Raw genomic sequence first — 25,282 nt, 5'->3', positions numbered from 1 at the left:
TATAGCCGGATCAGCGACGCCCGCCACGTTTGCGCTTATTCGGGTCATAGCCGCCGCCGCCCGGCCCGAGGGGTGTTGGGCCTTTTGGCTTTTTCCCGCCCCCCGGTCGCCCGGCGGTTGACGTTGCAAGCGGTGGTGGCTCCAGGCCCATATCAATGGCTTCCAGACGCCGCACCTCATCACGCAGCCGGGCAGCCTGCTCGAAATCCAGATTGGCGGCGGCTTCACGCATTCGCTTTTCCAGCTCCTGAATCGTAACAGGCAGAGACTTGCCAACGAATTCTTCCGTGTCGCCAGCATCGTCAGGTGCAACAGTGACGTAGTCCTGCTCAAAGATAGACGACAGCGCATCACCAATCTTCGAACGCACCGTCATGGGCGTAATCCCATGAGCTTCGTTCCACTCGGTCTGCCTTGCGCGTCGCCGAGCGGTTTCCTCAATCGCGAATTTGAGGCTGTCCGTCATCTTGTCCGCATACAGCAGAACTCGACCATCCACGTTACGAGCTGCACGGCCGATTGTCTGGATCAACGATGTCCGGGATCGCAGGAAGCCTTCCTTGTCTGCATCCAGAATGGCGACGAGGGCACATTCCGGAATGTCGAGACCCTCTCGCAGCAGGTTGATCCCGACCAGAACATCAAAAGCACCCAGACGCAGATCACGGATAATCTCGATCCGCTCCAGCGTATCCACATCAGAATGCAGATAACGCACTTTGATCCCCGCTTCGCCCAGATAATCCGTCAGATCTTCCGCCATCCGCTTGGTCAGCGTTGTGACAAGAATGCGTCCACCCTTGGCAATCGTCTCACGCGCTTCGTGCAGCAGATCATCAACCTGACCTTCCACAGGCTTCACATCCGTTACCGGATCAATCAGACCTGTCGGACGAATAATCTGCTCGGCAAACACACCCCCCGTCTGTTCCATTTCCCACGGACCAGGCGTTGCCGAGACGAAGATACTTTGCGGCCGGAAAGCATTCCACTCACCAAAGGCGAGCGGGCGATTATCAATGCAAGAAGGCAGCCGAAATCCAAAGTCAGACAGGACAGATTTTCGCGCTCTGTCTCCGCGCTCCATGCCGCCAATCTGCGGCACTGTGACGTGGCTCTCATCTACAATCAGAAGTGCATCTTCTGGCAAGTATTCGAACAACGTCGGCGGCGGATCACCGGGGCCACGGCCTGAAAGGTAACGGGAGTAGTTCTCAATGCCTTTGCACGCCCCCGTCGTTTCGATCATTTCCAGATCAAACGTCGTCCGCTGTGACAGGCGCTCTGCCTCCAGCAATTTTCCTTCTTCGGTAAACTGCGCAAGCCGCTGCCGAAGCTCGTTCTTGATCCCGATCATCGCCTGATTCAGCGTTGGTCGCGGTGTCACATAATGGGAATTTGCGTAAACGCTGATCTCAGCCAGATCAGCCGTTTTATTTCCCGTCAGAGGATCAAACTCGGTGATCTGATCAATCTCATCCCCGAACAGAGACACACGCCAAGCGCGGTCTTCATTCTGCACAGGAAAAATGTCGATCTGTTCGCCGCGCACACGGAATGTCCCGCGCTCAAAGGCCGCGTCGTTGCGACGATACTGAAGCTCGACAAGGGCTTTGATGAGCTTCTCGCGATCAATCTCGCCGCCCACCTCAAGCCGGACCACCATTTTCGAATACGTCTCAACCGAACCGATACCGTAAATGCAGGATACGGACGCAACAATGATAACGTCATTCCGCTCCAGCAGAGCCTGCGTTGCTGCATGGCGCATCCGGTCGATCTGTTCGTTGATCTGGCTGTCTTTCTCGATATACGTATCTGACCGTGGAACGTAAGCTTCCGGCTGATAGTAGTCGTAGTACGAGACAAAATATTCGACGGCATTATCAGGAAAAAACTGCCGCATCTCGCCGTAAAGCTGGGCAGCCAGCGTCTTGTTTGGCGCAAGGATCAAGGTAGGCTTCTGTGTCCGCTCAATGACCTTGGCCATACTGAACGTCTTGCCCGACCCCGTCACACCAAGCAGCACCTGATCCCGCTCTCCGGCTTCTACGCCCTGAACAAGCTCCCCTATTGCGGTGGGCTGATCCCCTGCGGGCTCATAGTCAGCTTTGACCACAAACTTCCGCGTCTTGGCCTTGGCAGGCTGCTTTTCAGGGATGAATGCCGTCAGGGGCATTTCGGTCGCATTGCGGAGCGCGGAAGGTTTTTTGGCCATAGGGTCCAAGATGGGAAAGAAACGGGAACATCACAAGAGCGTCTCACCGGGCCTGTCGTTTCGTTCTGCAATGACGAATGATGAAAATCGTGATGATTGCCAATCTTCTGTTTCCAGAACCAAAGCCATCGCGCCAACCGCGTGTCCCGGGAATACAGAAATCTGCGAAACTCAATTTATGACATAACATTTCTAAAAATGGATAGTGAGACTCGTTTTCTCGCGCTATTGAGGCGAGCACATTTCGGAGGGAAGACCGATCATGGACGTCCAGACGATCGAGCAGACGTACAATCAGCTTCAACAACAGGCCCAGCAATCCGCCCAGGCGCTTCAGTCGCTGGGAGGCAAGATGCAGACTGCCGCACAGACCGGAGACTTGCAGGCTCGTGAGTGGTCTCTGGACCTGCGTGAGTTGGCTCTGTCCTTTCAGGCGGAGCAGCAACAGGTCACCAACCTGCTTCAGCAATTGCACGCTGCACTCGAAAATGCTGCGAACAGCCAACTAGAGACGATCACTGCATCATCGTCCTACACTGCTCAACCACCCGTTCAGGCTGTTGAACAGGCATCTGACAACGGATTTTTCTCCAATATCCTTAACTCCGGTTTTGCGCGCTCCGTGGAAGCCGGTGCAGGGTTCAGCATTGGAAATGATCTGATCAAAGAGATTTTTTAAATCTCCCAGTTCTGATGCAGAATGAAGGGGGCACGTGCGCCCGCTGCACAACGGACACGCTCCTTTGCCAGCATCTTCCGCCACAACATCATGCGCCCACGCATTGACCGTATTCAGCCTAAAGCGCTAACCCACAACAGACTCATGCGGCCAGATGACTGGCGCGGATCGGTACCAGAACCGAGATCAGGAAAACCATGACTACAGCCCTCATCACAGGAATCACCGGCCAGGACGGCGCATATCTCAGCCAGCTTCTGCTTGGAAAAGGCTATCGCGTTGTAGGTCTCCTGCGTCGCTCTGCCTCTGCAGATGTAGTCGGAGAGAGACTTCGCTGGCTCGGAATTATTGACGATGTTGAATTGATCGATGGCAACCTGACCGATCTTTCGTCCTTAATCCGTATCATGGAAACTGTGCGACCGGACGAGATTTACAATCTCGCAGCTCAGAGCTTCGTCGCGGCCTCCTGGCAGCAGCCGCTTCTCACGGGAAATGTAACGGGCATAGGCGCCGTCAACGTTCTGGAAGCGGCGCGTATCGTGCAGAGCAAGGCCAGATTCTATCAGGCATCTTCGTCTGAAATGTACGGCCTGATCCAGCAGCCGGTTCAGAACGAAAATACGCCGTTCTACCCCCGCTCACCCTACGCCGTTGCCAAACTTTACGCTCACTGGATGACAGTGAACTATCGTGAGAGCTTCGGGATGCATGCTTCATCGGGCATCCTCTTCAACCATGAGAGTCCCCTGCGCGGCATCGAATTCGTAACCCGCAAAGTCACGGATGGCGTCGCACGTATTAAACTGGGGCTGGCAAAGGAACTGCCGCTCGGTAACCTGGACGCAACGCGTGACTGGGGGCATGCCCGCGATTACGTTCGCGCCATGCACCTCATGCTGCAACAGGACACGCCGGACGACTACGTCGTCGCTACCGGCCGTACCACCAGTATTCGCGACCTTTGTCGCATCGCATTCTCTTACGCAGACCTCAACTACGAAGACCATGTGGTCACAAACCCGGCCTTCCTGCGTCCAGCCGAAGTAGAAGTTCTACTGGGGGATGCAAGTAAGGCCAAAAGAGTTCTTGGTTGGGAAGCCGAGACAACGCTTGAAAGCATGGTTGCCGAAATGGTGGACGCTGACCTCGCCCGCCATCGCAACCGGGCGACTATTTAAGGACGCTTCATGCGTATTCTTGTTACGGGCCAGCGGGGCTTTGTCGGGCAGCATTTAAAAGACCGGATGAAGGCTCGCTTTCCGCAAAGCGAGATCCTTTCTTCCAGTCCAGACATCCGTGACGCAGAAGCGGTTGATACCGCTATTGCGGCCTGTAAGCCGGACCATTGTATTCATCTTGCGGCCATATCAAGCATCGGCGACGCCAGGCAGGATCCTAATCATGCCTGGCAGGTCAACCTGCACGGCACGCTCCATGTTGCACGAAGCATGCAGCGCCATGCCCCGGAAGGCACAGTCCTTTTCGCCTCAACGGCTGAAGCCTACGGCTCCACATTCCAGCGCGGCCTTCCCGTCACGGAAAATGCCCCCCTTGCTCCTGGCAATACTTATGCAGCAACAAAAGCCGCAGCCGACCTTGCTTTGGGCGCCATGGCGAAAGAGGGCCTGAATGTCATCCGGATGCGGCCATTCAATCACACGGGTCCGGGCCAGTCAGTCGATTTTGTCGTCCCGGCTTTCGCCTCGCAGATTGCTCACATTGCCAAGGGCCTTCAGCCGCCGGAAATTCACGTAGGCAACCTTGATGCCCAACGTGATTTCCTGGACGTACGGGACGTCTGCGATGCGTATCTTGATGTCCTGATGACCGCCCCCTCTCTCGAACGCGGTACAATCCTCAATCTCTGCTCCGGACAGACACGATCCATTCGGTCCATTCTGGACGATCTGATCGCTATCAGCGGGATCAAGGCTGATATTATCATCGACCCTACTCGCCTGCGCCCTTCCGACACACCCATCGCACGCGGTGATGCCACCCTCGCCAGAAGCACTCTCGGATGGGCCCCTCGTATTCCATGGCTGCAAACATTGGACGATATTTACAGAGACAGCCTACAGCAAGCCACCGCGAATGGTCTGTCACTATAAAGGACGTTACTGTTCGCCCTGTTCGATCACTCCATATTCCAGCATTTGACGGGAAACTGCTCACTGGAGCAGGATGTTCTACCAACTCTGCTTCGTTGTGGAGATCTGAAGGGTCTGTCCCTTCCCAGCGACATCCATAACCTCAGCGTGCCGGCAGATTTGGTCTTGGCCGAAAACGATGTACCGAAGAGACTACGCCGTCCAGCTGTGTTTCTTGACCGTGATGGCGTTATCAACCGCGATCATGGGTGGGTTGGAACACGCGAGCGCTTCGAGTGGGAACCAGACGTTCTCGAAACCATCGCTCAGATGACGGATAGCGGCCATCATGTTTTTATCGTCACAAACCAGTCGGGCGTTGCCCGCGGGTTATACACTGAAGACGATCTCAAACAGCTTATGGACTGGGTCATCGAGACTATCCGCAAACACGGTGGCACCATTGATGACTGGCGATACTGCCCCATGCATCCAGAAGCGGTGGTGGAACAGTATCGGGGGCAGAGTCCTGACCGTAAGCCAGCGCCCGGAATGATTTTAGACTTAATCACACGATGGGAACTAGACCCGGCCCGATGTGTGATGTTTGGAGACCAGCCTACCGATATTCAGGCGGCTGACGCAGCTGGAATTAAAGGTATTCGCGTTGGCCCGTCCACTCTCGCCGAACTGGCTTCCCACAGAGGTTCATTCCAATAAGTGCAAATATTCATACCTCAGTAGCACTGGCTTTGTGTGTCCATATCAAAAACCCAGTAACGGCGAGGCTTTTAAATTGGACTGTCACGCAGGCAGGTTGAAGAACACAGACCTTTCCCCATCCTCTCAAAGACGTCTGATATCTGCCTCTGCTTCAGATGCGATCTGATCGATGGCGTCCTGATCAATTATGTCAAAAACAAAGTAATACCGAGAAATAAATAACAATTTATCGACACCTGGGAAGTTAGCCCCTCACCCTTGCTTACCCAAGGACACTTATTCTACAATCATCACTCAAAATATCTTGAATTACTGCCGTTTTCGTCGGCCCTACTGAAGCTAGCCTGGACCCATGAACAAAGATTACATTATCTGGATCGACGTTGAAGACATCTTTCAGTACTTCGAAAACAATGCGCGCCCCAGCGGAATTCAGCGCGTTGTCTTTGAAATACTGCATGTCATTCGGCAGCAGGCTGCCCAGAAACCTAGTATTGGCCGCATTGTTCTGACGCGCCGCGGCCAAGGGGAAACACACCTTCTCTCGTCCGTCTCTTTTGAAGAACTGGAAGCTCTTTTTTCTGTCCGTTCGGAAGAAAAAATTGCCTCTACACGCAAAACCGCACCTAAAAAACGACAGGATGCTCGTTCGCTCCTGCGCGGACTCCGTCACGCATTGATCCGGCGCCTTGAAAGTCTGCCGCCAGAACTTGCACGCCCTCTGCTGAATATTGCTGTCAATCAGCTGCGTGCATTGCAGTTACTGAAACGTTATGCACGTTCGAAACTGCACCGCACATCTTCTGCGCCCGCTCAACCAGCGCCCGTTACTCAGCCCTCTGCTGCCTTTGTATCAGCGAACTCTGATGCCTCCCCTCGGCCAGGTGATATTTTCCTGATCCTTGGTGCCGCATGGTCCGAGCCAGACTTTGGAGAGCGCCTGGCCAGCCTCCGCAAGGTATTTGGCGTTAAACCTGTTCTCCTTGTTTACGATCTCATTCCTGCCGTCAGGCCGGAATGGTGTGCCCTCTCTTTGATCTGCGATTTCCGACACTGGCTGGACACGACCCTGCCACAGTGCGGACGCCTCCTGGCAATCAGCCACTCCACAGCCAACAGTGTCGAGGAATATGCTCGCAAACAGCGCCTGACATTACAGGGCCCGGTCCAGACCATTCCAATTGGCAGTGGTTTTGGGCCCCCTCGACACGCTGAGGGCGAAAGACCCAAGGGACTTCCCGCAAAAGACAGCTATGTGCTGTTCGTTTCGACCCTTGAAGCCCGCAAAAACCACCTGCTGGCGTTTCGGATCTGGCGGCGTATGGTCATTGACCTGCCGCGAGATCAGGTTCCGACGCTCGTTTTTGCAGGACGCGTTGGCTGGCTGGTTTCTGACCTCATGCAGCAACTTGAAAACACGGAATGGCTCCGCGGGAAAATTCGCCTTCTGCGCGACCCCAGTGACGATGAACTAGCCCATCTTTACGACGGCTGCATGTTCACTCTTTTCCCGTCTCTCTATGAAGGCTGGGGCCTGCCGGTTACCGAAAGCCTCGTGAATGGCCGCCCCTGCGTGGCATCCAACTCGACTTCCATTCCGGAAGCTGGCGGTCCGCTGACCCGTTACTTTGATCCGGAAGATTTTGACGATGCCTATCGTGTTGTACGCGGGACAATCGAAGACAGGGCCGGCTTGAAAGTCTGGCAGGATCAGGTCCGCACACAGTTCAAACCCGTTCCTTGGGAAGACAGTGCAAATGCCGTGCTGGACGCCTGTCATGCCGCCTATCTGAGCGGGGACCAATCATGACGCTCTGGGTAGATATTGACGACCTTCTGTTCCACCTTCTGCATCACAGTCGACCGAGCGGAATTCAACGTGTCGTTTTCGAGATCAGCGCAGGATTGCGGGAACTCCGCGGACATGAAGTCCAGTTCGTTCGCCGGGGCCCAGACTCCGGAGACCCTCGCGGTTTCCGAACTGTGGACTGGACGTCTATTGAGACCCTGTTCCGGCAGATCATGGAAGGCAAGACTGCCAAAGCGGGCTCTTCCTCCCCCGGATCATTTCCCGTTACACCACCGATCGACAAAATTGCCTCAAAGGACGTTCTGACAACCTTCTTTAGAGCAGAAAGCTGGGCACTCCGGGAACTCAGCACGCTACCCCGCGCCCTTGCTCACCTTGCTCTGGACATGGGCCGCTCCAAGATAAAGGAACGTCAGAAAGGGCAATCCTCCATCCAGTACGATGAAGGGACCAGGCTAGCTGATGCCGCCCAGCCCGGCGATGTTTTTCTGACTCTTGGAGCGCCCTGGCATCATCCAAACTATGTTCAGAGCATCCGATGGATGCGTGATGAACTGCGTATGTCGTTCGGAATGCTCATGCATGATCTGGTTCCGGTTCGTCATCCCGAATGGTGCGACCGTGGGATTATCATGACCTTCAAGGCCTGGCACAGCGCAATTCTACCACTGGCAGACATGATTTTCGCAAATAGCGATGCCACAGCGCGCGATGTGCAGTCCTATCTGGCCGAACAGGACATTGGCACCAATGTCACCGTTCAGACCATTCCGCTGGGTACGGGCTTTGGTCTCGCGGATGCTCCCATGGCTCCTGAACCCGTTGTGCAGGAACCATACGTCCTCTTCGTCTCCACCATCGAAGCCCGTAAAAACCATGTCCTGCTTTTCCGGGTCTGGCGCAAACTGCTTGAGGACATGCCCGCAGAAAGCGTCCCCACTCTCGTCTTTGCGGGACGAGAAGGCTGGCTCGTTTCAGATCTCATGCAGCAGCTTGAAAACGCTCGCTGGCTGGATGGGAAAATCCGTTTCGTTCAAAATCCTACTGATGCCGAACTGCGACGTCTGTACGCTGATTGCAGCTTCACGATCTTTCCTTCATTTTTCGAAGGCTGGGGCCTGCCGGTGACAGAAAGTCTCTCCATGGGACGCCCTTGCCTGGCATCAGGGACAACATCCATTCCAGAAGCCGGAGGAGAGCTCACCCGCTATTTCAACCCCGACAATATCAACGAGGCCTACACGCTCGTTCGTAAGACCATCGAGGATGCCGATGGCCTGAAAGCCTGGACCCAACAGGTGCGTTCAGACTTCAAACCCGTTCCGTGGAACGAAAGCGCCAAAGCTATTCTTGACAAGATAAACTAACGATACCTTCGATCATCACCTTGAACAAAAATTAAAAAAGGGTGTTCCCGCATGGGAGACACCCTTTTTGCGTTCAGAGTGTGGATAGCGCAGGTGGCACCTTGGCTTTGGCCAAAGCTTCTTTCTGTCGCTCAGCCAGAACATTCACATCGAAGCCTTCAATGAGTTCCTGGAACATCTGATGCCAGTTCAGACGAGCTCCCAGACGTAGGAAAGCGCTTCCCAAACCGATGGCCGAGCGATCCATCAGAACAAACTCGCGCGGCAGCTTCACACCGCCCGTTCGCTTCAGTCCATCATAGACCCGTTCCAGAACCTGCTTGGCTTCCGCCGGATCATTGCTCTCCTGCATGGAGCAGACCCGATCCGTCATGAGCGGCCGATAGAAGAAGCGTGCCCACTCGTTCAGAACTTCAGCCGTCTCACGTGACAAGCCTTCAAAGCCCCATTTGCTATAGGCGTGGAAGGCTTTGTCTTCATCGTTATCCCGAAGCGCCGCAAACAGATCCACAACACCTTCAACAAAGCGAGGGGAAAAAATGCGGACGGCCCCGAAATCCAGCAGGTTCAGACCGTAATCATCGCGCACGGTGAAATTGCCCATATGCGGGTCACCGTGGATGACACCATAGCGATAAACCGGTGTGTACCAGGCGCGGAACAACGCCCGCGCCATATCGTCCCGCTGTTCCTGCGTCGCCTCAGACGCCAAAACCGCCTTCATGCCGCGACCAGACACCCAGTCCATCGTCAGAAGACGCCCGGTGGACAGTTCCTCAATGGGTGCCGGAACGGTCACAGTCGGGGTTTCAGACAGCATGTCCCGATACAGGCGCAGATGACTGGCTTCCCGACGATAATCCAGCTCTTCCCGAAGCCGGTCAGACAGTTCGGTGTAAACCTCGTCCTGACGGATCGTTGTTTCAAACCGCTTATACACGCCTAGAGCCGCACGGAACTGCCGCAGATCAGAATCCACCGCGCCCTGCATGTCCGGATACTGGAGCTTGCAGGCCACTTCGCGTCCATCAACCAGACGGGCCCGATGCACCTGCCCCAGAGACGCCGCTGCAACAGCGTCATGACTGAAAGAGCGGAAGTTCTTTTCCCAGCCAGCACCCAGTTCCGCCGTCATCCGACGACGCACGAAGTTCCAGCCCATCGGGGGTGCATTGGCCTGAAGATGAGCCAGTTCTTCCGCATATTCGTCCGGCAGAGCGCCGGGAATGGTGGACAGAAGCTGAGCGGCCTTCATGAGCGGCCCCTTCAGATTGCCCAGCGAAGACTTCAGGCCTTCAGCGTGGACACCCTTGTCCGTCTTGATGCCAAGACGGTTTCCAGCCAGGCGCGCAGCGATACCGCCGACTGCACCAGATGTCCGAGCCATCCGGCGGAGTTCGCCCATCAAACCGGTATTATCGAGATCGCGCGCCATGGTATTTTCAGCCCTCCTGCTCGAGCTGATCAATCAGACCCGAGATCACATCCAGTCCTTTACGCCAGAAACCCGGATCCGTCGCATCAAGACCGAACGGAGCGAGAAGTTCTTTGTGGCGTAGTGTTCCGCCTGCTTCGAGCATGGTGCGATATTTATCAGCAAAACCGTCTGGCTGATCTTGGTAAACACCATACAGCGCATTCACGAGACAGTCCCCGAACGCATAGGCATACACATAGAACGGCGAATGCACGAAGTGCGGAATATAGGACCAGTAGGTGTCGTAGTCCGGCGTGAAGTGGAACGCCGGGCCGAGGCTGCGTTCCTGCACGTCACGCCAGATGGCACCAAGCTGTTCGGCTGACAGCTCGCCTTTAGCCCGTTCATCATGCACACGAACTTCAAACTGATAGAACGCGATCTGGCGGACTACCGTGTTCAGCATGTCCTCCACTTTCGCTGCCAGAAGATGACAGCGGCGCTTCGGATCAGTTTCCCGGTCGAGCAGAGACTGGAACGTCAGCATCTCACCAAAAACGGACGCTGTTTCAGCCAGGGTCAGAGGCGTCGCAGAGTTCAGATAACCCTGCTTCTGGCCTGCAAGGATCTGGTGCACGCCATGCCCAAGCTCATGAGCCAGCGTCATCACGTCGCGGGCACGGCCATGATAGTTCATCAGAATATAAGGATGGACAGAGGGTACTGTTGGGTGTGCGAACGCCCCCGAAGATTTGCCCGGCGCAACTTCCGCATCAATCCACGGGTGCGTCAGGAAGCGATTTACCAGATCGCCAAGCGCCGGATCGAAACCCGTATAGGCATTCAGGACGATCTCCTTGCCGTTCTCCCACGGAATAATCGTGTCAGCCACGCCCGGCAGAGGTGCGTTCCGGTCCCAGTGTTCCAGCTTTTCCAAACCGAGCCATTTGGCCTTCATCGCGTAGTAACGATGGGACAGACGCGGGTAAGCCTCATCAACGGCGCTGACCAGCGCGTCCACAACTTCGTCTTCAACCATATTGCCACGGTTGCGACTGCTGGACGGACGCGGATAACCACGCAGCTTGTCTCCGATCGCCTTGTCCTTGGCGAGCGTGTTCGTGATCATCGTCAGCAGACGGGAATTATCGGCCAGAACAGCACTGATCTGCTCGGCCGCTGTAGCGCGCTTTTCGCGCTCTGAGCTCGTTAGGGTATTGAACGCGGCGCCCAGCGGCTTGATCTCACCATCGAGCGTGACGGTCAGGCTCGCCATTGTCTCGTCAAACAGCCGGTTCCAGGCACTTCGTCCCGTTACGGACTTGTCCATCAGAACCTGCTCGACTTCATCCGAGAGCTGATAAGGAAGGAACACTCGCAAATCACGCAGGAACGGCTGCCATTTAGCCATTTCTGGCGCCGCTGACACTTTAGCCAGAACGTCGTCTTCCAGACGGTTCAGTTCCAGCGAGAAAAAGAGCAGGTCAGCGGAAATGTCAGTGACACGCTCCTGAACGCCCTGCGTGAAGCGGCCCCAGACCGGATCTGTCGTATGAGCGGCAAAACCCAGCTGGGCGAAGGAGCCGATGCGCCCCAGCCCTTCCTCGATCCGCTCATACTCTGCGAATGCCTTCGCCAGAGCAGCACCTTCTGCCTGACCGAGCTTGCCTTTCCAGGTTTCGCTGAAAGTCTTTGCCGCAACCGTCAAAGACTCGAAATCTTTTTCAATCGCAGGGTCTTCCAGCGACGCATAGAGATCGGACAGGTCCCAGCGGGGCGGCGTACCGCTCTCGGCAGGAGGAGCGGACGGGCCAGCAGGCGCGAAAGGGTGTAGACTGTTCATACCCTGAATTTAGACTGCTGAGCCGCCTGGTCAAACGGGTGCTTAATGACAAATCCGTAGTAATTGCAACCAGCAGATCGGAAAGTGCGGTTTCAATCTGCCAGACGCAACGCCGCTTCAAGATCTTCGATTGTATGCTGGCTAAAAACCTGGATGCCATTCTGCTGCAAGAGAGCTGCCGTTACCCCCGCACCGGCATGTTTATGGCCTGTAAAGCTGCCATCATAAATCGTCTGGCTTCCGCAGGACGGACTGCCCTCCATCAGTAATGCAAACCTGCATCCCTGCGTTTGGGCAACGTTGAGCGCGATGCGTGCACCGGCGACGAATTCATCCGTAACGTCCGCTCCGGAAGTATCCATGACGCGCGCTTCGCCCTTCAGGACATTTCCGCCTGCCTGACCCCCTTCTATCTCTGCCGGAGGCCGCGGCACAGACATACCGCCCGCCAGTTCAGGACAAACCACGATCAGTCGCCCCTCGTCCTGCCATTGTTGAAGCACAGGATGCAGAAGGGTTTTTGCCTTACCATCATATCGGACTGGTTGACCCAACAGACAGGCACTGACCAGAATTCTGTTATTCACAAGCGGCAATATCCTGCTCTTAATTCAAACCTTGAGGCATCTGCCCCAATACGAACGTCGCAAATTCATCCGGGCGGACATAGCTCTTAAAAGCATCACGAACGCTCTCCGGGGTCGCGGCCTGATAGGCTCTGGCAGCATCGTTCAAATGCTCCCAGCCAAGTCCGCGCAATATCAGATTTGCGTCCCTGCGACTGGGCGCCACCATGGTCGCGTTTGAGATAATCATTTCGCGGATCAGATGTGCTCTGGCCCTGTTCAGTTCCTCAACTGGGACTGGCTTTGCTGCCATGCTTTGCAGCTCTTGCAGAACATGCTGCCGCGCGACCTTCACGGAGCCCGGATCAGCCCCGAAACTCACACTGTAGGTTCCAAAATTTTTCTGGGCAAAGACCATCGATCCGACAGTATAAACATATCCCGTTCTGATCCGCAGATCCCGATACAGGCGACTGTCGGGGCCGTTGGTTAACATGGTATCAGCCAGCATCATGTTGTAACGCTGAGGATCATTCCATCCGTGGGCATTCGCCTGTGCGATAATCACCATATTCTGTGACCGAACAGGATCATTGACGGACTGGACTTCCGGAAGGGTACGCAATGGAAGGGCTGGCAAATCCACATCTGGCTTTGGTCCGCTGGCTTTCCAATCCCCAAAGGCCGCTGTGATCTTTCTGCGTGCCTCTTCGACGGAAATGTCACCAACAACTTCTATCGTCGTCATATCTGGCCGATAAACGGACGTGTAATAGGACAGCACATCCTCACGGGTCAGATCCGATAGTGTCTTCACGGTTTGCATGCGACGAGAGGGAAAACCTTCCGGCATCAATGTGTTCGTGATGCTTCTCTGAAAACGATAGGCAGGCATCTGCTCAGCACCTGCCTGCAGACGGATCATGTTCTGACGTATCAAATCAAACGCGTATTGGGGGAACGCCGGATGCAGTTCCAGGTCTGCCAAAATGGTAAGGGCGGCACCGAAATCCTGTGTCCGGCTCCGGATGGAAAAATTGGTCCCGCCTCTTGCAGTAGCTGCCAGATCATCCAGATTTTTCTCTAATGTCTCCCGGCCTCGTGTAACTGATCCGAACGAAAACAACTGACCTGTCAGGGCGGCAACGCCCTCTTTTCCGGTTGGGGCCTGCATGTCAGGGTCGGACTTTATGTACCCAAACAAAAACACCGTTGGACTGACATGTCTGGTTCGCACCAGCACCCGCAGACCATTTGGAAGCATGAAGTCTGCATCCGGCGCGACGTAGATTGGGGGCGCGGGAACGTTCTCAATCGGCTTGGCCCAATCAGGCAGCGGCCCCGTCGCGCCCGCCTGACCGCCAAAGGATTCTGCACCACCAAAGCCTTTTCCTGCTGGCGAAACTGCATGATCTGATGCCAGCATCGTCACCGCAACGGCACGTTCCGGATCCAGCAGTTTACGCGCCAGAGCATTGACGTCCTGCACAGTCACTTTCGCAAAACGATCGTAGACAGCATCGGGGCTATCGGCATTCTCTGCTGTCAGAGCGGCAGACCATTGGCTAGCGAGCCCTGCAATGGAGTTCTTTTCAAAATCTTTAGAGGAAAGCGCCCCTTTTTTCATACCCTCGAGCACATCCGCCGATACACCCTTGGCCCGAATTTCAATAAGTGTCGCCTTGAGAAGGGCCATAGCCGCCTTTGGGTCGCCTCCTCTGGGAATTGTCAGAGATGCTTGAACGGTTCCCGTGTGAAGACCCCGAGCGATACCCAAGTCCGCCGACAGCGCCTTATGTTGCAGCACCAATTTGTAGAGGGGCCCACGACGGTTCGAAAGAACTGCGTCCAATAGAACTGCAGCCGGAGCATCGCTATCGCGGAGAGTGGGTCCTCTCCAGAATAGCCCAACCCCATCGACCGCATAATTTGACTGCATACTCAAGGACTGGGGAACAACCGGTGCAACAGGAGCCTTCGGGCGCTCTGGAAGCGGATGTGCGGGAATAGACCCGAAGATCTGTTCAACATGCTTCAGGGTCGCAGCCGGATCGACATCTCCGACAATAACCAGAACAGCATTATTGGGCACATACCATTTACTGTAGAAATCTCGTAGGAGCTTCACGTCTGTCGCCTCGAAAGACGGCCGGGTTCCTAACGGCGAATAATCGTAGCCACTGTTTTCAAACAGAATAGAATTCATTTGTTCTTTCAGCCTGAAATTAGGGCTCGAAAGATCCCTGGATACTTCCTGCTCGATCGCACCCCGCTCTTTCGCCCAGAGCCCTGCATCCAGTGAGAGATGCTGCATCCGGTCAGCTTCCATATGCAGGACAACATCCAGATCCTGCGCCGGTATCAAACAGTGGTAACGAGTCAGGTCGGTTTGCGTAAAAGCATCGAACTGACCTCCCAGCGTTCCTATAACTGTTAAAAGCTGATTTCCGCTGAGCGTTGGCGTTCCACGGAACATCATGTGCTCAAGCGCATGGGCTGTCCCCGGAAAGCCTTTTGGAGCCTCAGCAGACCCCACCATATAGGTCAGTTGCACGCTGACAGCAGGGGCGATCGGATTGCGGACCACAACCACCCGCAAACCATTCGGCAAAGTTTCGCGCCCAATGTCTGCGCCATAAGCCGTTGAGCAGACCAGACCCGTGAGCAGGGAAATCGCCAGAAATGTCTTTTGAAAAATATGCATCGACATGACTTCATCAGTGTATCGGTCAATGTAACGTAACAGTTACAGATCCCAAGTCATGTGGATATTTTGTGACCCCACTCGGTGCGGGGATGCTGCCCTTGTGAAACAGTAGTCTCACAAGGGCAGCCATTTATTCAGTGACGAATGACTTCGTGGGTATTTTCGTCGTCTTCATCATCTTCGTCATCGTCTGGAGGACCAGCAATCTCGTCGTCATCCACGAGACGACGCGGATCAATAGCGCGCCAGTCGCGCTCCATGGGTGTCGCCCGATTGGCAACGAAGTCATCCAGTTCCGTGGACGACTTCCAGCCATCATCTCCCGCATCAACAACTTCCGCGTTCTCACCAAAAGCCATCCAGCTTTCCAGCACTTCACGACTTGTCGCACCGGAAACACGGCAGCGCTCAATACTGTCTCGCACATAGGCGCGGGCGTAAGCATTGGCGTGCATCAGGTCCATGAAGTCTTTTACGACTTCCACAGTATCGTCCTCAGATGCGCCGGAGAGATCGATGATCCTGACACTCCAGGACTGGCCCTGCCCGGCGGTTTCCGTTCCAGGGTTTTCGGGTTCGTCACTCATGAGACCTCCTGTTCGGCTTTTGCCTTGTTCAGCAGAAATTCACGCCCAACCTTGACGCGAAGCGTGCCGTCATAGGCCACGATGTCTGCCGTTGCATAGGTTTCGGACCAACGATCCGGAATAAAAGAGCCACTGCCGACAACATCAATCGGCGCATGAGCATCCCGCATGCTCGTGCACTTGGACACATTGAACCCTGACGACACCGTGATTTTCACCTTCGGAAAACCAGCCTCGTTCAGAGCTTCGCGCATCCGCCAGATTGCAGCAGCCGAAACACCCGTGCCAACCAGATCCCGCAGTTCTGCGTCAGAGCGGTAACGACGGATCGTGCCCGGCGTGTAGCGTTCCAGCACGGCGTAAGACGACTGTGGGTCCAACCCTTCCAGAAAGCGCCCACCATGCGTATCGAGGCGGACACTCAACTGCCCGGCAGCAGCTTTCTCCGGGAAACGTCGACACACTTCCAGCGCATCCGTCACTTCCTGCCCGAAATAGTCTACCAGAATGGTCAGGGGGTCATTCGGGTAGACTTCCGCATACATCTCGGCCGCCCGGAGCGTTGAACCGGCATAACCGATCAAGGCGTGCGGCATGGTCCCAAGACCATGCTCCTGCCCAAAGAATCCGGCCGTTGCATCGTTGGCATTGCCAATGAAACCACGCGCCCCTTCCCTCTGGGCCGCACGGGAGCCGACGGCTGCCGCATAGCCCATTTGTTCCTGCATCTCGAAGCCCGCGCAATGACGCGCTTCCATCGCCAGGAACGGGACTTCCGGTAATGCCATGGCCATCTGGTAAGCATTGTGGGCAGCCACGCAAGCAGCGCCCAGGCGTTGAAGGACGAGAGTTTCCAGAGGAGCCAGTTTTGTGAACGGGCCAGTCAGATACAGAAGCGGTTCACCCGCGCCGACCCACTGCCCTTCTTCATAAACTTCGCGGATATGGAGATCGAAACTCTGGGCCTTGGCCACATTCCGCAGCCAGGTCACTGCTATGCCACAGGCCGCAATGACCGGGCGACGGATAAAAACTGCATAGGTGACTTTCGCATCACCAAAATGTTCGACGATTTTTCGGGTTCGCCCGAAGTAGGCGTCTGTCCTGGATTCAATTGTTTTTTGATCCAGCGGGCCAATGGCACCGCTGGACTGTTCTAATGCGCTTTGAGAAACGGAAGAATTCATTCCTGCTTTCCTGCTCGTCGGCCTGTCAGTTCATGCGCAAGTAGAAACGCCATTTCAAGCGACTGTTCCGCATTAAGGCGCGGATCACAGAATGTTTCATACCGATCACCCAGATCAGCTTCCGTCAGACACTGGGCGCCACCGATGCATTCGGTCACATCCTGACCTGTCATTTCAAGGTGGATACCGCCCGGACGACGGCCTGCGGCTTCAAACACATCGAAGAAACCAAGCACTTCGCCCAGAATGCTCTCGAACGAACGCGTCTTGACCTTGCTGGATGTCGTGGTGGTGTTGCCATGCATCGGGTCGCAGAGCCATGTGACCGTACGACCCGTCTTGATGACAGCGTCAAGCAGCGGCGGCAGATGCTCGCGCACCTTGTCCTTGCCCATACGCGAGATCAGCGTGATCCGGCCGGCTTCATCGTTCGGGTTCAGGATTTCGAGCAGCTTCTCCAGATCCTCAACTGTGGTCGTCGGACCAACCTTGATGCCGATCGGATTCTGAACGCCACGCAGGAACTCGACATGCGCGCCATCCGGCTGACGGGTGCGATCCCCGATCCACAGGAAATGCGCCGAGCAATCGTAGTAGTCACCACTGGTGCTGTCGATCCGCGTCAGGGCCTGCTCATATGGCAGGAGCAGCGCCTCGTGAGAGGTGTAGAATTCCGTCTCATCAATCTGGGATGCGGCACTGTCGAAGCCACAAGCCCGCATAAAGGACAGCGTTTCATCAATACGATGCGCCAGATCCTGATAGCGCGCTGCGAGCGGTGAGCGCTCCACAAAGCCGAGGTTCCAGCTATGGACCTGATGCAGGTTTGCATAGCCGCCGTTTGCAAACGCACGCAGGAGATTCATAACGCCAGCGGACTGGAAATACCCCGTTTCCATGCGGGCAGGATCAGGAATACGGGAAGCCGCCGTAAATTCTGGACCATTGATGATGTCACCGCGGTAACACGGCAGCGTCACACCATCGATCGTTTCCGTATTGGACGAGCGCGGCTTGGCATACTGACCCGCCATACGGCCAATCTTCACGACAGGCACCTTGGCGGCGAATGTCAGAACCACAGCCATCTGAAGCAGCACGCGGAAGGTGTCGCGGACGATATCTGCGGTAAATTCGTCAAAGCTTTCCGCGCAGGCCCCACCCTGAAGCACAAAGGCTTCACCGCGGGATGCTGCGGCCAGACGCGTCTTCAGGCGGCGGGCTTCACCCGCGAAAACCAGCGGGGGATATCGATGCAGACGAGCCTCGACAGCAGCAAGCGCAGCTTCGTCTTCATAAGACGGGGCCTGGACGATCGGACGGGAACGCCAGCTTGCAGGAGACCATGACATCGTGTTGGTGGACGTCTGGGTCTTGGTCGAGGGGTGCATTGAATGCCCTCCGGGGGTCGGGAAGTGAACAAAATTGCGGGGCGCTGTTTATGGCTGAAAAAGCGCCGGGTTGATAGCGCGAAAAGTTAGATTGTAACGCATGGCACCTGTCTGCTGATGGAATGTTTCACGCACAGGGGAAACGCCATGCCACGCCAGCCGGGAAGCCCCACCCCAGACCACGACATCTCCATGCCTCAGATCAAAGCGCCTGACCGGGTCTGTCTTTAGCATACCGCCAAAAGCAAATCGGGCTGGAACGCCCAGAGAAACAGACACAATCGGAGACGCCAGGTCGTCTTCATCCCGATCCTGATGGAGCCCCATCTTCGCGCCCGCCTCATAGCGGTTCACCAGACAGGACGTGGGAGAAAAATCCGGAAACCCTGCCTCAACTGCTGCGGCTACAGCGATGTGACGAAATATATCCGGCATCTCCGGCCATGGATGACCAGTCGACGGGTCTTGCCGAACATACCGATAGCCGCGCTTGTCCGTATACCACCCACAGGCCCCGCAACTGGTCATGGCGACGGACATAGGCCGACCACCCGGCGTTATCATGAAGCGGAAAGGGGAAGCCTGAGAGAGGAGATGGACATGCTGCAACAGCTGTTCTGCAACGGAGTCGGCAAAGCCAGGGAGCCAGACCGCACCACTTCCAAGGTCCGTACGGCCCCGCATTCCAGCAAAGAGATCCTCCACGTCTTCCTCCTGCTCCAATAATTCGAGATGAAAAGAACTCTTGAACCTCAGCCCAAGCGGACCGATTATAAAAAAATATGCGGTTCTGCTTTCCATATGGTGATGGGGCCGTTGATTTCCATGAATTGGCTCAGGACCAGATCCCATGCTGCCCTCTTCCCACTTTTTCTGCCACGCCCTGCTGGCAACTGCTTTACTGGGAGGGGTGGCTCAGGCGCAGACTGCCACTTTCGGCCAGCCTTATGATGCAGCACCCTCGCAGAACAGCACTCAGTCCCAGGTGCCGGGCGCCGAACAGAAAGCCAATGGTGGCGAGCATTTCCGTGCCCGCGGTCATCGGTCCCTCCCGCCTGGCTACCAAGATGCCCCGAGCACGGAATTCGAGCACGGGCCAGATCCGGATCATGAAGCCGGTGTGGAGCGTGATAGCGTAACGGGCGCCAATCTTTCTAAATTCGGGTCGGCCTATCAGGGCAGCAACAACACCCAGTCTGGCCAGCTCGGTGATGCCACGGGCAACGGCTATGTGGCTCCACGCGGCAACGGCTGGTAAAACGAAACCAATCTCTGGCGCCGGGGTTCTGCTCTTCAGGATGCGGCTGGTATTATCCAGCCAGATCGTATGAGGAGCAGACTCCATGCCATATATTACTGCCACTGACGGAACGAGCCTTCATGTGAAGGATATGGGCGTTGGACGCCCGGTTGTTCTGATCCACGGCTGGCCGCTGACCGGCGACATGTGGGAAAAACAGACCCTCGCTCTTGTCGAAGCCGGCTACCGCGTCATTACCTATGACCGTCGCGGCTTTGGTCTCTCAGGCCACCCCATCAACTGCTACAATTATGACGTTCTGGCTGATGATCTTGCCGTCATTCTGGAACAGCTTGATCTATGGGACGCAACTCTCGTTGGCTTCTCAATGGGCGGCGGCGAAGTGGCCCGCTATCTGACACGGCACGGCCGAGCCAGAATTTCCAAGGCCGTCCTTCTGGCATCCATCGTTCCGTTCCTGCTGAAGACCGCCGATAATCCTGATGGGGTGGATATCTCCGTCTTTGACGGTATCAAGCAGGAAATCCGACAGGATCGTTTTGGCTTCCTGAAGAGCTTCCTTCCAGGTTTTTATGGCACAACGATGCTGCACCATCCGGTCAGTGAAGGCGTGCTCGACTGGTCCTTCACGCTGGCCAGCATGGCGAGCCCAATGGCTACGCTCGATTGTGTGGATGCCTGGGGAAAAACGGATTTCCGCGGAGACCTTCAGTCCTTCACCATTCCGACGCTCATCATCCATGGAACGGCTGACTCGGCAGTCCCGGCCGATATCGCCGGACGCCGGGCTGCCGATATGATCCCTGGATCGATTTTCCGTGAATATGACGGGGCGCCACATGGGCTGTTCCTGACCCATGCCGAGCAGGTCAATGCAGACCTGCTGGAATTCCTGGCGTCCTGACCTCCCGGCTCAGGTCGTTGCCCTGAGAAATGCCCTGCTGGTCGGCAGTTCTGACTGCACGATCAGCAGGGAACCAATCGCCAGAACCAGATCATGGCGAATGGACGGGTCCTGAGACGCCCGCTCAAGGGCATAAAGCTCTGTCAACGTGGGCTCAATTGTTGCGGCTGTATGGGTAAGCGGTAATTTCCGACGCAAGAGATTTCGGATCAGACCATCCACGGCTGCCACAGCGGTCTCCGGCAGGCTGCCATGCTGGGCCAGCTTGCGCAGCATCAGCACGTTGCGTCCCACTGTCATGACCGAGAGAGTGCCACGTAACATTTCCTCCGCACGGTCACTCTCCAAAGAGCCAGCGAAGCGAACCGCACGTTCCATGCTCTGCGTGCCATCATTGATCCAGACATATTCGTCCATCACAACACCCGGCAATGCCAGTCGCCGCAGACTGCGCTTGAGCTGATAGCGAAGAACTTCCGCGGCCCGACGCGGCGTAAATGGCAGAACCGCACGGAAGATGACCACACCGCCCCCCAGACCGAGCAGCAGCGCAATGGTCGTATTGAGCCATGATAGCTCATCCATACGCCCCTGATTGTCCATGCCGAGCAGGAAGGGAAAGAACGTGCCGTAAGACGCCGCCATCACAGCCGTTCCCGGATTCCGGGTCGCAAGACCGCCGAGCATCATGAAGAAGCCCACTGTCAGACAGAAAAACGCATAGCTGGCTGTGACCGGCATCACGACAAAGACGGGAATGACACTGGCGAGTGCCGCGAAAACGGCTCCGTAGAAGAACGCTGCGCTGAGCAGGACGGTATTTTCGAAAGTTGCAAAACGGGCACAGACCACCGCAATGAAGGTCAGGAAGACGCTTCCCTGCGGCCATGCTGTCACTTCCCAGACATACGCCCCGAAAAGAAGTGCCGCCATGGTCCGCACCCCGTTTCGGGCAGCCGCTCGCCAGTCCGTATTCCGGGTCAGGCGATGACGTTCGGAAATCGGGGCACCATCTACGCTGGCGCGATAGGAGCGCAGAGTTTCGCAGAGGTCCGAAATCATGACCTCCACACCCGTCAGAATGATGCCTTCGTTTAGGGAGTCTTCATCGTCGCGCGGTAAAACGGCCTGCATTCGCCCCCGGCATTCCGCGAGTAGCGCCTCGGTCTGGACAAGGGCCGCAATACCGCGACGGTCACTTTCCAGACGCGCAGGCAGTCCTTCAAGGGCAACGCCCATATCGTGAAGAAAAGGAAGCAGTGCGTCTGGAATATGAGACACGGACGTCATACGCGTCTTAAGGCCCAGTCCGCGCGACAGAACACGCGCCACGAGGCCCAGCGTTACATAGGCGTGTTCGACTTCGTTACCCTGGCTGCGAATTTCAATCCGAGAAAACTCAATCTGATCGCTGGAAGCCTGAAGCGATCCCATGAGGGCACAGAGCGTATCTGTGGCGTTGGCTTTCTGGTTCAGAACATCCGTCAGGGCACCACTGGCTTTTGTGAGAATAGCCTGTAACCGCTTTCGCAGTTCTTCCCGGGCGCGGTCTGCCACATTGGGAACGAACACCATTCCCATGACCGTCTCGCAGATCACGCCCAGAAAAATGTATGTTCCGCGCGCCATGGCGATATTGAACACATTGTCCGGCTCTTTGACGGCGCCAAGGGCAATGATGGTGCAGGTATAACCGGCAAGAACGAGTGCATAGCCTCGGAAGTTATGCGTCAGGGTGGCAAACCCGGCGCAAAGCCCGACCCAGATCGCCAAAGCGGGAAGAAATAGCCAAGGGTATTGCGGGAACATTCCCATCAGGGCGATGGCGGCAACCATGCCAACGACCGTGCCGACAAGACGCCACCGACCCTTGGAAATACTTTCTCCACGGGAATTCTGGGCCACAATCCAGACCGTCATGGCGGCCCATTGTGGCTCACCAAGCTCCATCCACAAGGCAATGGCCAGGGCCAGCAGGGAGGCAATCGTCGTACGCAGGGCGAACATCACGGACGTGATGGACGGCGCAAACAGCCAGCCGAGTTTCACGCCTGCACCTGCCCTGTTATGTGATGGCTCATGATCTTCAGGGGCGGCAAAGGATCGTCATGAGCCATCGGAGTATCAGTTCTGTTTGTCGGAGGAAGGAGGAACATGGCGCGTTGGCGTCCGCATGGTCACGAACTCCTCCGCACTTGTAGGGTGAAGGCCGATCGTGCGGTCAAGATCGCGCTTGGTCAGACCTGCCGTGACGGCAATGGCCAGCCCCTGAATGATCTCCGGTGAATCCGGACCAATCATGTGGGCACCAAGCACGACCTGGCTTTTTGAATCCACGACCAGCTTCATGAAGGCCTTGCCCTTACGGCCGGGCAGCGACTGGCGCATCGGCGTGAAGGACGAGGTGTAGATATCAAGTGTGTGGTGTTCAACAGCCTCTTCTTCGGTCAGACCTACCGAAGCGAGCGGCTGGCTGAAGAACACGGCTTTGGGTGTCGTGGCAAAAGACCACTCACGCCCCGCCTGACCGAACAGACGCTCCGCCAGAAGATGGCCCTCGGCGATAGCGGTCGGCGTAAGGTTATAGGTATCGGTCACGTCCCCAATGGCATAGATGCCCGGAACGTTCGTCTTTGCATCTTCAAGGCGCGTCACGATGCGACTGTCTGTGACTTCGACCCCGGCCAGATCCAGCCGCAGGGATGTCAGGTTCGGATGCCGCCCGGTTGCCATGAAAACGCAGTCGGTTTCGATGACCTTTCCACCCCTTAGGTGAAGACGATACCCTTCAGAAGTCTTTTCAATCCGCTCCGGTGTGCTGCCCGGATGAGACGTGATGCCATTCAAGGGCACCAGCTCTGCCATATGGCGACGCAGTTCCTCGTCAAACCCACGCAGCGGCAGATCCTGTCGATAAACGAAGTCCACCTGCGAGCCGAGGCCCGCAAAAATTCCTGCAAATTCGATCCCGATATAACCGCTGCCAATAATGGCAACGCGCTCAGGCCGGTTCTCCAGATAAAATGCATCATCCGAGACAATCGCGTGCTCTGCGCCGGGAATATCGAGACGCGTCGGCGCACCACCCGTCGCAATGACAATGTTCTTGGCACGAACGGTCTGAACCGCAGCATCCGGAGCAAGCTCAGACGGACCGATTTCAACCGTATGCGCATCCACAAAGCGCGCATCGCCCGTGAACAGCTCAACACCAGCTTTCTTCAGCATTGAGACGTAAATGCCATTCAGGCGCTCGATCTCGCGATCTTTGGCATCAATCAACGTGCGCCAGTCATGCGGTCCCGGCGTCACGTCCCAGCCATAGGCGCGGGCATCATCGATCTCGCGGCCATATTCCGCCGCATAAACCATCAGCTTCTTCGGCACGCAGCCGAGATTGACGCAGGTTCCGCCCCAGTGACGACGCTCCGCAATCGCGACGCGCACGCCGTTCTGGGCAGCGATACGCGCACAGCGTACCCCGCCCGATCCGGCTCCGATGACGAAAAGATCGAATTCCTGCATAAATCCCGGCCTTCCGTGCCTGTGGTCTCAGCGCTCTGCGAACGCCTTCTCGACAACATAAGAACCCTGACGGCTCATATTGCCTTCCTCAAAGCCCATACGCTCCAGAAGCGCTTCCGTATCTGCCAGCATTTCCGGCGAACCACAGATCATGACACGGTCATGCTCGGGGTCCAGCTTGTCGATGCCCAGATCCTCGAAGATCTTGCCACTTTCGATCAGCTTCGTAATGCGATCCGTGACGGCATAGTCTTCACGCGTTACAGCCGGATAGTACTTCAGCTTGTCGGCAACGAACTCACCCAGGAACTCATGCTCCGGCAGTTCGTGGCGGATGTGGTTCTCGTAAGCCAGTTCGCCCGAAATACGGACTGTGTGGCTGAGAATCACGTTCTCGTAACGCTCGTAAGCGTCCGGGTCCTTGATGAGGCTCATGAACGGCGCAAGGCCTGTGCCTGTGGACAGGAAGTACAGGTTACGACCCGGCTTCAGGTTATCAAGAAGCAGCGTCCCCACCGGCTTACGACCGATCAGAACCGTATCGCCCACCTTCACATGACGCAGACGGGACGTCAGCGGCCCCTCCGGCACGGCGATGGAGAGGAACTCCATGTGGTCTTCATAATTGGCAGACGCGATGGAATAAGCACGCAGAAGCGGCTTGCCCTCGACTTCAATGCCAATCATCGCGAACTGGCCGTTCTCGAACCGTAGGCCCGGATCACGCGTTGTGGTGAAGCTGAAAAGACGGTCCGTCCAGTGATGAACGGTCAGAACCTTTGCAGGATACAGATGAGCGTATTCCTTGCTGGGTTCAGCCAGACGATACTGTTTCGGATGGCCTTCATACGGCGTCAGGCCCGTAATGGGTTCGTCGATCTCAGGAGTCGGGGCGGCAAAACTCGGGGTGGACATATCGGTTTCTGTCTCCGGTGTGGCACGGATAACAGGTCTCGGACCTGATAAGAGCCGGACCTTTTAGCGCAATCATCACGTTTCGGAAA

Annotated in this window: 20 protein-coding genes; 8 read left to right on the top strand and 12 right to left on the bottom strand. The window is 56.1% G+C overall.

The genetic code is table 11. The annotated features are described in order from the left end of the window. Positions 1 to 10: 10 nt before the first annotated feature. Entirely contained in the window at positions 11 to 2,218 is a 2,208-nt protein-coding gene (gene uvrB / locus JN414_RS02560; protein WP_304599224.1) for an excinuclease ABC subunit UvrB, read from the bottom strand. 262 nt (positions 2,219 to 2,480) lie between these two features. On the opposite strand from uvrB, the gene JN414_RS02555 reads away from it, so the two are divergent. The 6 genes from JN414_RS02555 (at position 2,481) to JN414_RS02530 (ending at position 8,890) form a co-directional block, all read left to right on the top strand. Further along, positions 2,481 to 2,897 carry a hypothetical protein gene (locus tag JN414_RS02555; RefSeq protein WP_202206557.1) on the top strand — a complete coding sequence of 139 codons (417 nt, stop codon included), beginning with the start codon at positions 2,481 to 2,483 and terminating at the stop codon, positions 2,895 to 2,897. 197 nt (positions 2,898 to 3,094) lie between these two features. Further along, the gene (locus tag JN414_RS02550; protein WP_202206556.1) at positions 3,095 to 4,078 is read left to right on the top strand and encodes a GDP-mannose 4,6-dehydratase; all 984 of its coding nucleotides are present in this window, start codon (positions 3,095 to 3,097) and stop codon (positions 4,076 to 4,078) included. A 9-nt stretch (positions 4,079 to 4,087) separates the two neighbouring features. Then, positions 4,088 to 5,011 (top strand): GDP-mannose 4,6-dehydratase, encoded by a 924-nt coding sequence (locus tag JN414_RS02545; protein ID WP_202206555.1) that lies wholly within the window; start codon positions 4,088 to 4,090, stop codon positions 5,009 to 5,011. Between the two features lie 165 nt (positions 5,012 to 5,176). Beyond that, positions 5,177 to 5,710, top strand: coding sequence for an HAD-IIIA family hydrolase (locus JN414_RS02540; protein WP_237389838.1), 534 nt, complete (start codon positions 5,177 to 5,179; stop codon positions 5,708 to 5,710). 355 nt (positions 5,711 to 6,065) lie between these two features. Then, complete coding sequence (locus tag JN414_RS02535; protein ID WP_202206554.1) at positions 6,066 to 7,523, top strand: glycosyltransferase family 1 protein; 1,458 nt, start codon at positions 6,066 to 6,068, stop codon at positions 7,521 to 7,523. Further along, positions 7,520 to 8,890 (top strand): glycosyltransferase family 1 protein, encoded by a 1,371-nt coding sequence (locus tag JN414_RS02530; RefSeq protein WP_237389837.1) that lies wholly within the window; start codon positions 7,520 to 7,522, stop codon positions 8,888 to 8,890. The genes JN414_RS02535 and JN414_RS02530 overlap by 4 nt, the downstream gene beginning before the upstream one ends. A gap of 73 nt (positions 8,891 to 8,963) precedes the next feature. Here JN414_RS02530 and JN414_RS02525 read toward each other — a convergent pair whose 3' ends face one another. The 8 genes from JN414_RS02525 to alkB all read right to left on the bottom strand — a co-directional run bounded on the left by JN414_RS02525 (position 8,964) and on the right by alkB (position 19,293). Continuing rightward, positions 8,964 to 10,325 (bottom strand): AarF/ABC1/UbiB kinase family protein, encoded by a 1,362-nt coding sequence (locus JN414_RS02525; protein WP_202206553.1) that lies wholly within the window; start codon positions 10,323 to 10,325, stop codon positions 8,964 to 8,966. A gap of 7 nt (positions 10,326 to 10,332) precedes the next feature. Beyond that, positions 10,333 to 12,150, bottom strand: coding sequence for a M3 family oligoendopeptidase (locus JN414_RS02520; RefSeq protein ID WP_202206552.1), 1,818 nt, complete (start codon positions 12,148 to 12,150; stop codon positions 10,333 to 10,335). Positions 12,151 to 12,242: 92 nt separating this feature from the next. Beyond that, a complete protein-coding gene (locus JN414_RS02515) occupies positions 12,243 to 12,737 on the bottom strand; it encodes a DUF523 domain-containing protein (protein ID WP_202206551.1) in 495 nt (164 codons plus the stop codon). A 19-nt stretch (positions 12,738 to 12,756) separates the two neighbouring features. Further along, a complete protein-coding gene (locus JN414_RS02510) occupies positions 12,757 to 15,426 on the bottom strand; it encodes a pitrilysin family protein (RefSeq protein ID WP_202206550.1) in 2,670 nt (889 codons plus the stop codon). A 131-nt stretch (positions 15,427 to 15,557) separates the two neighbouring features. Beyond that, positions 15,558 to 16,010: a hypothetical protein gene (locus tag JN414_RS02505; protein WP_202206549.1), complete on the bottom strand. Its 453-nt coding sequence runs from the start codon at positions 16,008 to 16,010 to the stop codon at positions 15,558 to 15,560. Further along, positions 16,007 to 17,197: a nicotinate phosphoribosyltransferase gene (locus tag JN414_RS02500; RefSeq protein WP_202206548.1), complete on the bottom strand. Its 1,191-nt coding sequence runs from the start codon at positions 17,195 to 17,197 to the stop codon at positions 16,007 to 16,009. The genes JN414_RS02505 and JN414_RS02500 overlap by 4 nt, the downstream gene beginning before the upstream one ends. Next, positions 17,194 to 18,588: a class II 3-deoxy-7-phosphoheptulonate synthase gene (locus tag JN414_RS02495; protein WP_202206547.1), complete on the bottom strand. Its 1,395-nt coding sequence runs from the start codon at positions 18,586 to 18,588 to the stop codon at positions 17,194 to 17,196. Before JN414_RS02495 ends, JN414_RS02500 begins: the two co-directional genes overlap by 4 nt. Before the next feature lie 48 nt (positions 18,589 to 18,636). Further along, positions 18,637 to 19,293: a DNA oxidative demethylase AlkB gene (gene alkB / locus JN414_RS02490; RefSeq protein ID WP_202206546.1), complete on the bottom strand. Its 657-nt coding sequence runs from the start codon at positions 19,291 to 19,293 to the stop codon at positions 18,637 to 18,639. Between the two features lie 145 nt (positions 19,294 to 19,438). On the opposite strand from alkB, the gene JN414_RS02485 reads away from it, so the two are divergent. Beyond that, positions 19,439 to 19,846, top strand: a complete 408-nt coding sequence (locus JN414_RS02485; protein WP_202206545.1) for a hypothetical protein — start codon at positions 19,439 to 19,441, stop codon at positions 19,844 to 19,846. Between the two features lie 85 nt (positions 19,847 to 19,931). Next, the gene (locus tag JN414_RS02480; protein WP_202206544.1) at positions 19,932 to 20,753 is read left to right on the top strand and encodes an alpha/beta fold hydrolase; all 822 of its coding nucleotides are present in this window, start codon (positions 19,932 to 19,934) and stop codon (positions 20,751 to 20,753) included. A gap of 9 nt (positions 20,754 to 20,762) precedes the next feature. Here the strand turns inward: JN414_RS02480 and JN414_RS02475 are convergent, their stop codons facing one another. The 3 genes from JN414_RS02475 to JN414_RS02465 all read right to left on the bottom strand — a co-directional run bounded on the left by JN414_RS02475 (position 20,763) and on the right by JN414_RS02465 (position 25,193). Next, a complete protein-coding gene (locus JN414_RS02475; protein WP_202206543.1) occupies positions 20,763 to 22,802 on the bottom strand; it encodes an FUSC family protein in 2,040 nt (679 codons plus the stop codon). 75 nt (positions 22,803 to 22,877) lie between these two features. After that, positions 22,878 to 24,278: a glutathione-disulfide reductase gene (gorA, locus tag JN414_RS02470; protein WP_202206542.1), complete on the bottom strand. Its 1,401-nt coding sequence runs from the start codon at positions 24,276 to 24,278 to the stop codon at positions 22,878 to 22,880. A gap of 27 nt (positions 24,279 to 24,305) precedes the next feature. After that, a complete protein-coding gene (locus JN414_RS02465) occupies positions 24,306 to 25,193 on the bottom strand; it encodes a ferredoxin--NADP reductase (RefSeq protein ID WP_202206541.1) in 888 nt (295 codons plus the stop codon). Positions 25,194 to 25,282 lie beyond the last annotated feature (89 nt).

The sequence above is a fragment of the Gluconobacter sp. Gdi genome (assembly GCF_014132155.1).
Classification (GTDB): domain Bacteria; phylum Pseudomonadota; class Alphaproteobacteria; order Acetobacterales; family Acetobacteraceae; genus Gluconobacter.
This window is presented reverse-complemented; position numbering and strand designations above follow the sequence as displayed.

Bases quoted from the DNA above. Each gene is read 5' to 3' on its own strand.
- JN414_RS02535 (WP_202206554.1), top strand. From the start codon at position 6,066: ATGAACAAAGATTACATTATCTGGATCGACGTTGAAGACATCTTTCAG.
- gorA (WP_202206542.1), bottom strand. From the start codon at position 24,278: ATGCAGGAATTCGATCTTTTCGTCATCGGAGCCGGATCGGGCGGGGTA.
- JN414_RS02555 (WP_202206557.1), top strand. From the start codon at position 2,481: ATGGACGTCCAGACGATCGAGCAGACGTACAATCAGCTTCAACAACAG.
- JN414_RS02465 (WP_202206541.1), bottom strand. From the start codon at position 25,193: ATGTCCACCCCGAGTTTTGCCGCCCCGACTCCTGAGATCGACGAACCC.
- JN414_RS02505 (WP_202206549.1), bottom strand. From the start codon at position 16,010: ATGAGTGACGAACCCGAAAACCCTGGAACGGAAACCGCCGGGCAGGGC.
- JN414_RS02480 (WP_202206544.1), top strand. From the start codon at position 19,932: ATGCCATATATTACTGCCACTGACGGAACGAGCCTTCATGTGAAGGAT.
- JN414_RS02510 (WP_202206550.1), bottom strand. From the start codon at position 15,426: ATGTCGATGCATATTTTTCAAAAGACATTTCTGGCGATTTCCCTGCTC.
- JN414_RS02545 (WP_202206555.1), top strand. From the start codon at position 4,088: ATGCGTATTCTTGTTACGGGCCAGCGGGGCTTTGTCGGGCAGCATTTA.
- JN414_RS02495 (WP_202206547.1), bottom strand. From the start codon at position 18,588: ATGCACCCCTCGACCAAGACCCAGACGTCCACCAACACGATGTCATGG.
- JN414_RS02500 (WP_202206548.1), bottom strand. From the start codon at position 17,197: ATGAATTCTTCCGTTTCTCAAAGCGCATTAGAACAGTCCAGCGGTGCC.
- uvrB (WP_304599224.1), bottom strand. From the start codon at position 2,218: ATGGCCAAAAAACCTTCCGCGCTCCGCAATGCGACCGAAATGCCCCTG.
- JN414_RS02520 (WP_202206552.1), bottom strand. From the start codon at position 12,150: ATGAACAGTCTACACCCTTTCGCGCCTGCTGGCCCGTCCGCTCCTCCT.
- JN414_RS02530 (WP_237389837.1), top strand. From the start codon at position 7,520: ATGACGCTCTGGGTAGATATTGACGACCTTCTGTTCCACCTTCTGCAT.
- JN414_RS02550 (WP_202206556.1), top strand. From the start codon at position 3,095: ATGACTACAGCCCTCATCACAGGAATCACCGGCCAGGACGGCGCATAT.
- JN414_RS02485 (WP_202206545.1), top strand. From the start codon at position 19,439: ATGCTGCCCTCTTCCCACTTTTTCTGCCACGCCCTGCTGGCAACTGCT.
- JN414_RS02525 (WP_202206553.1), bottom strand. From the start codon at position 10,325: ATGGCGCGCGATCTCGATAATACCGGTTTGATGGGCGAACTCCGCCGG.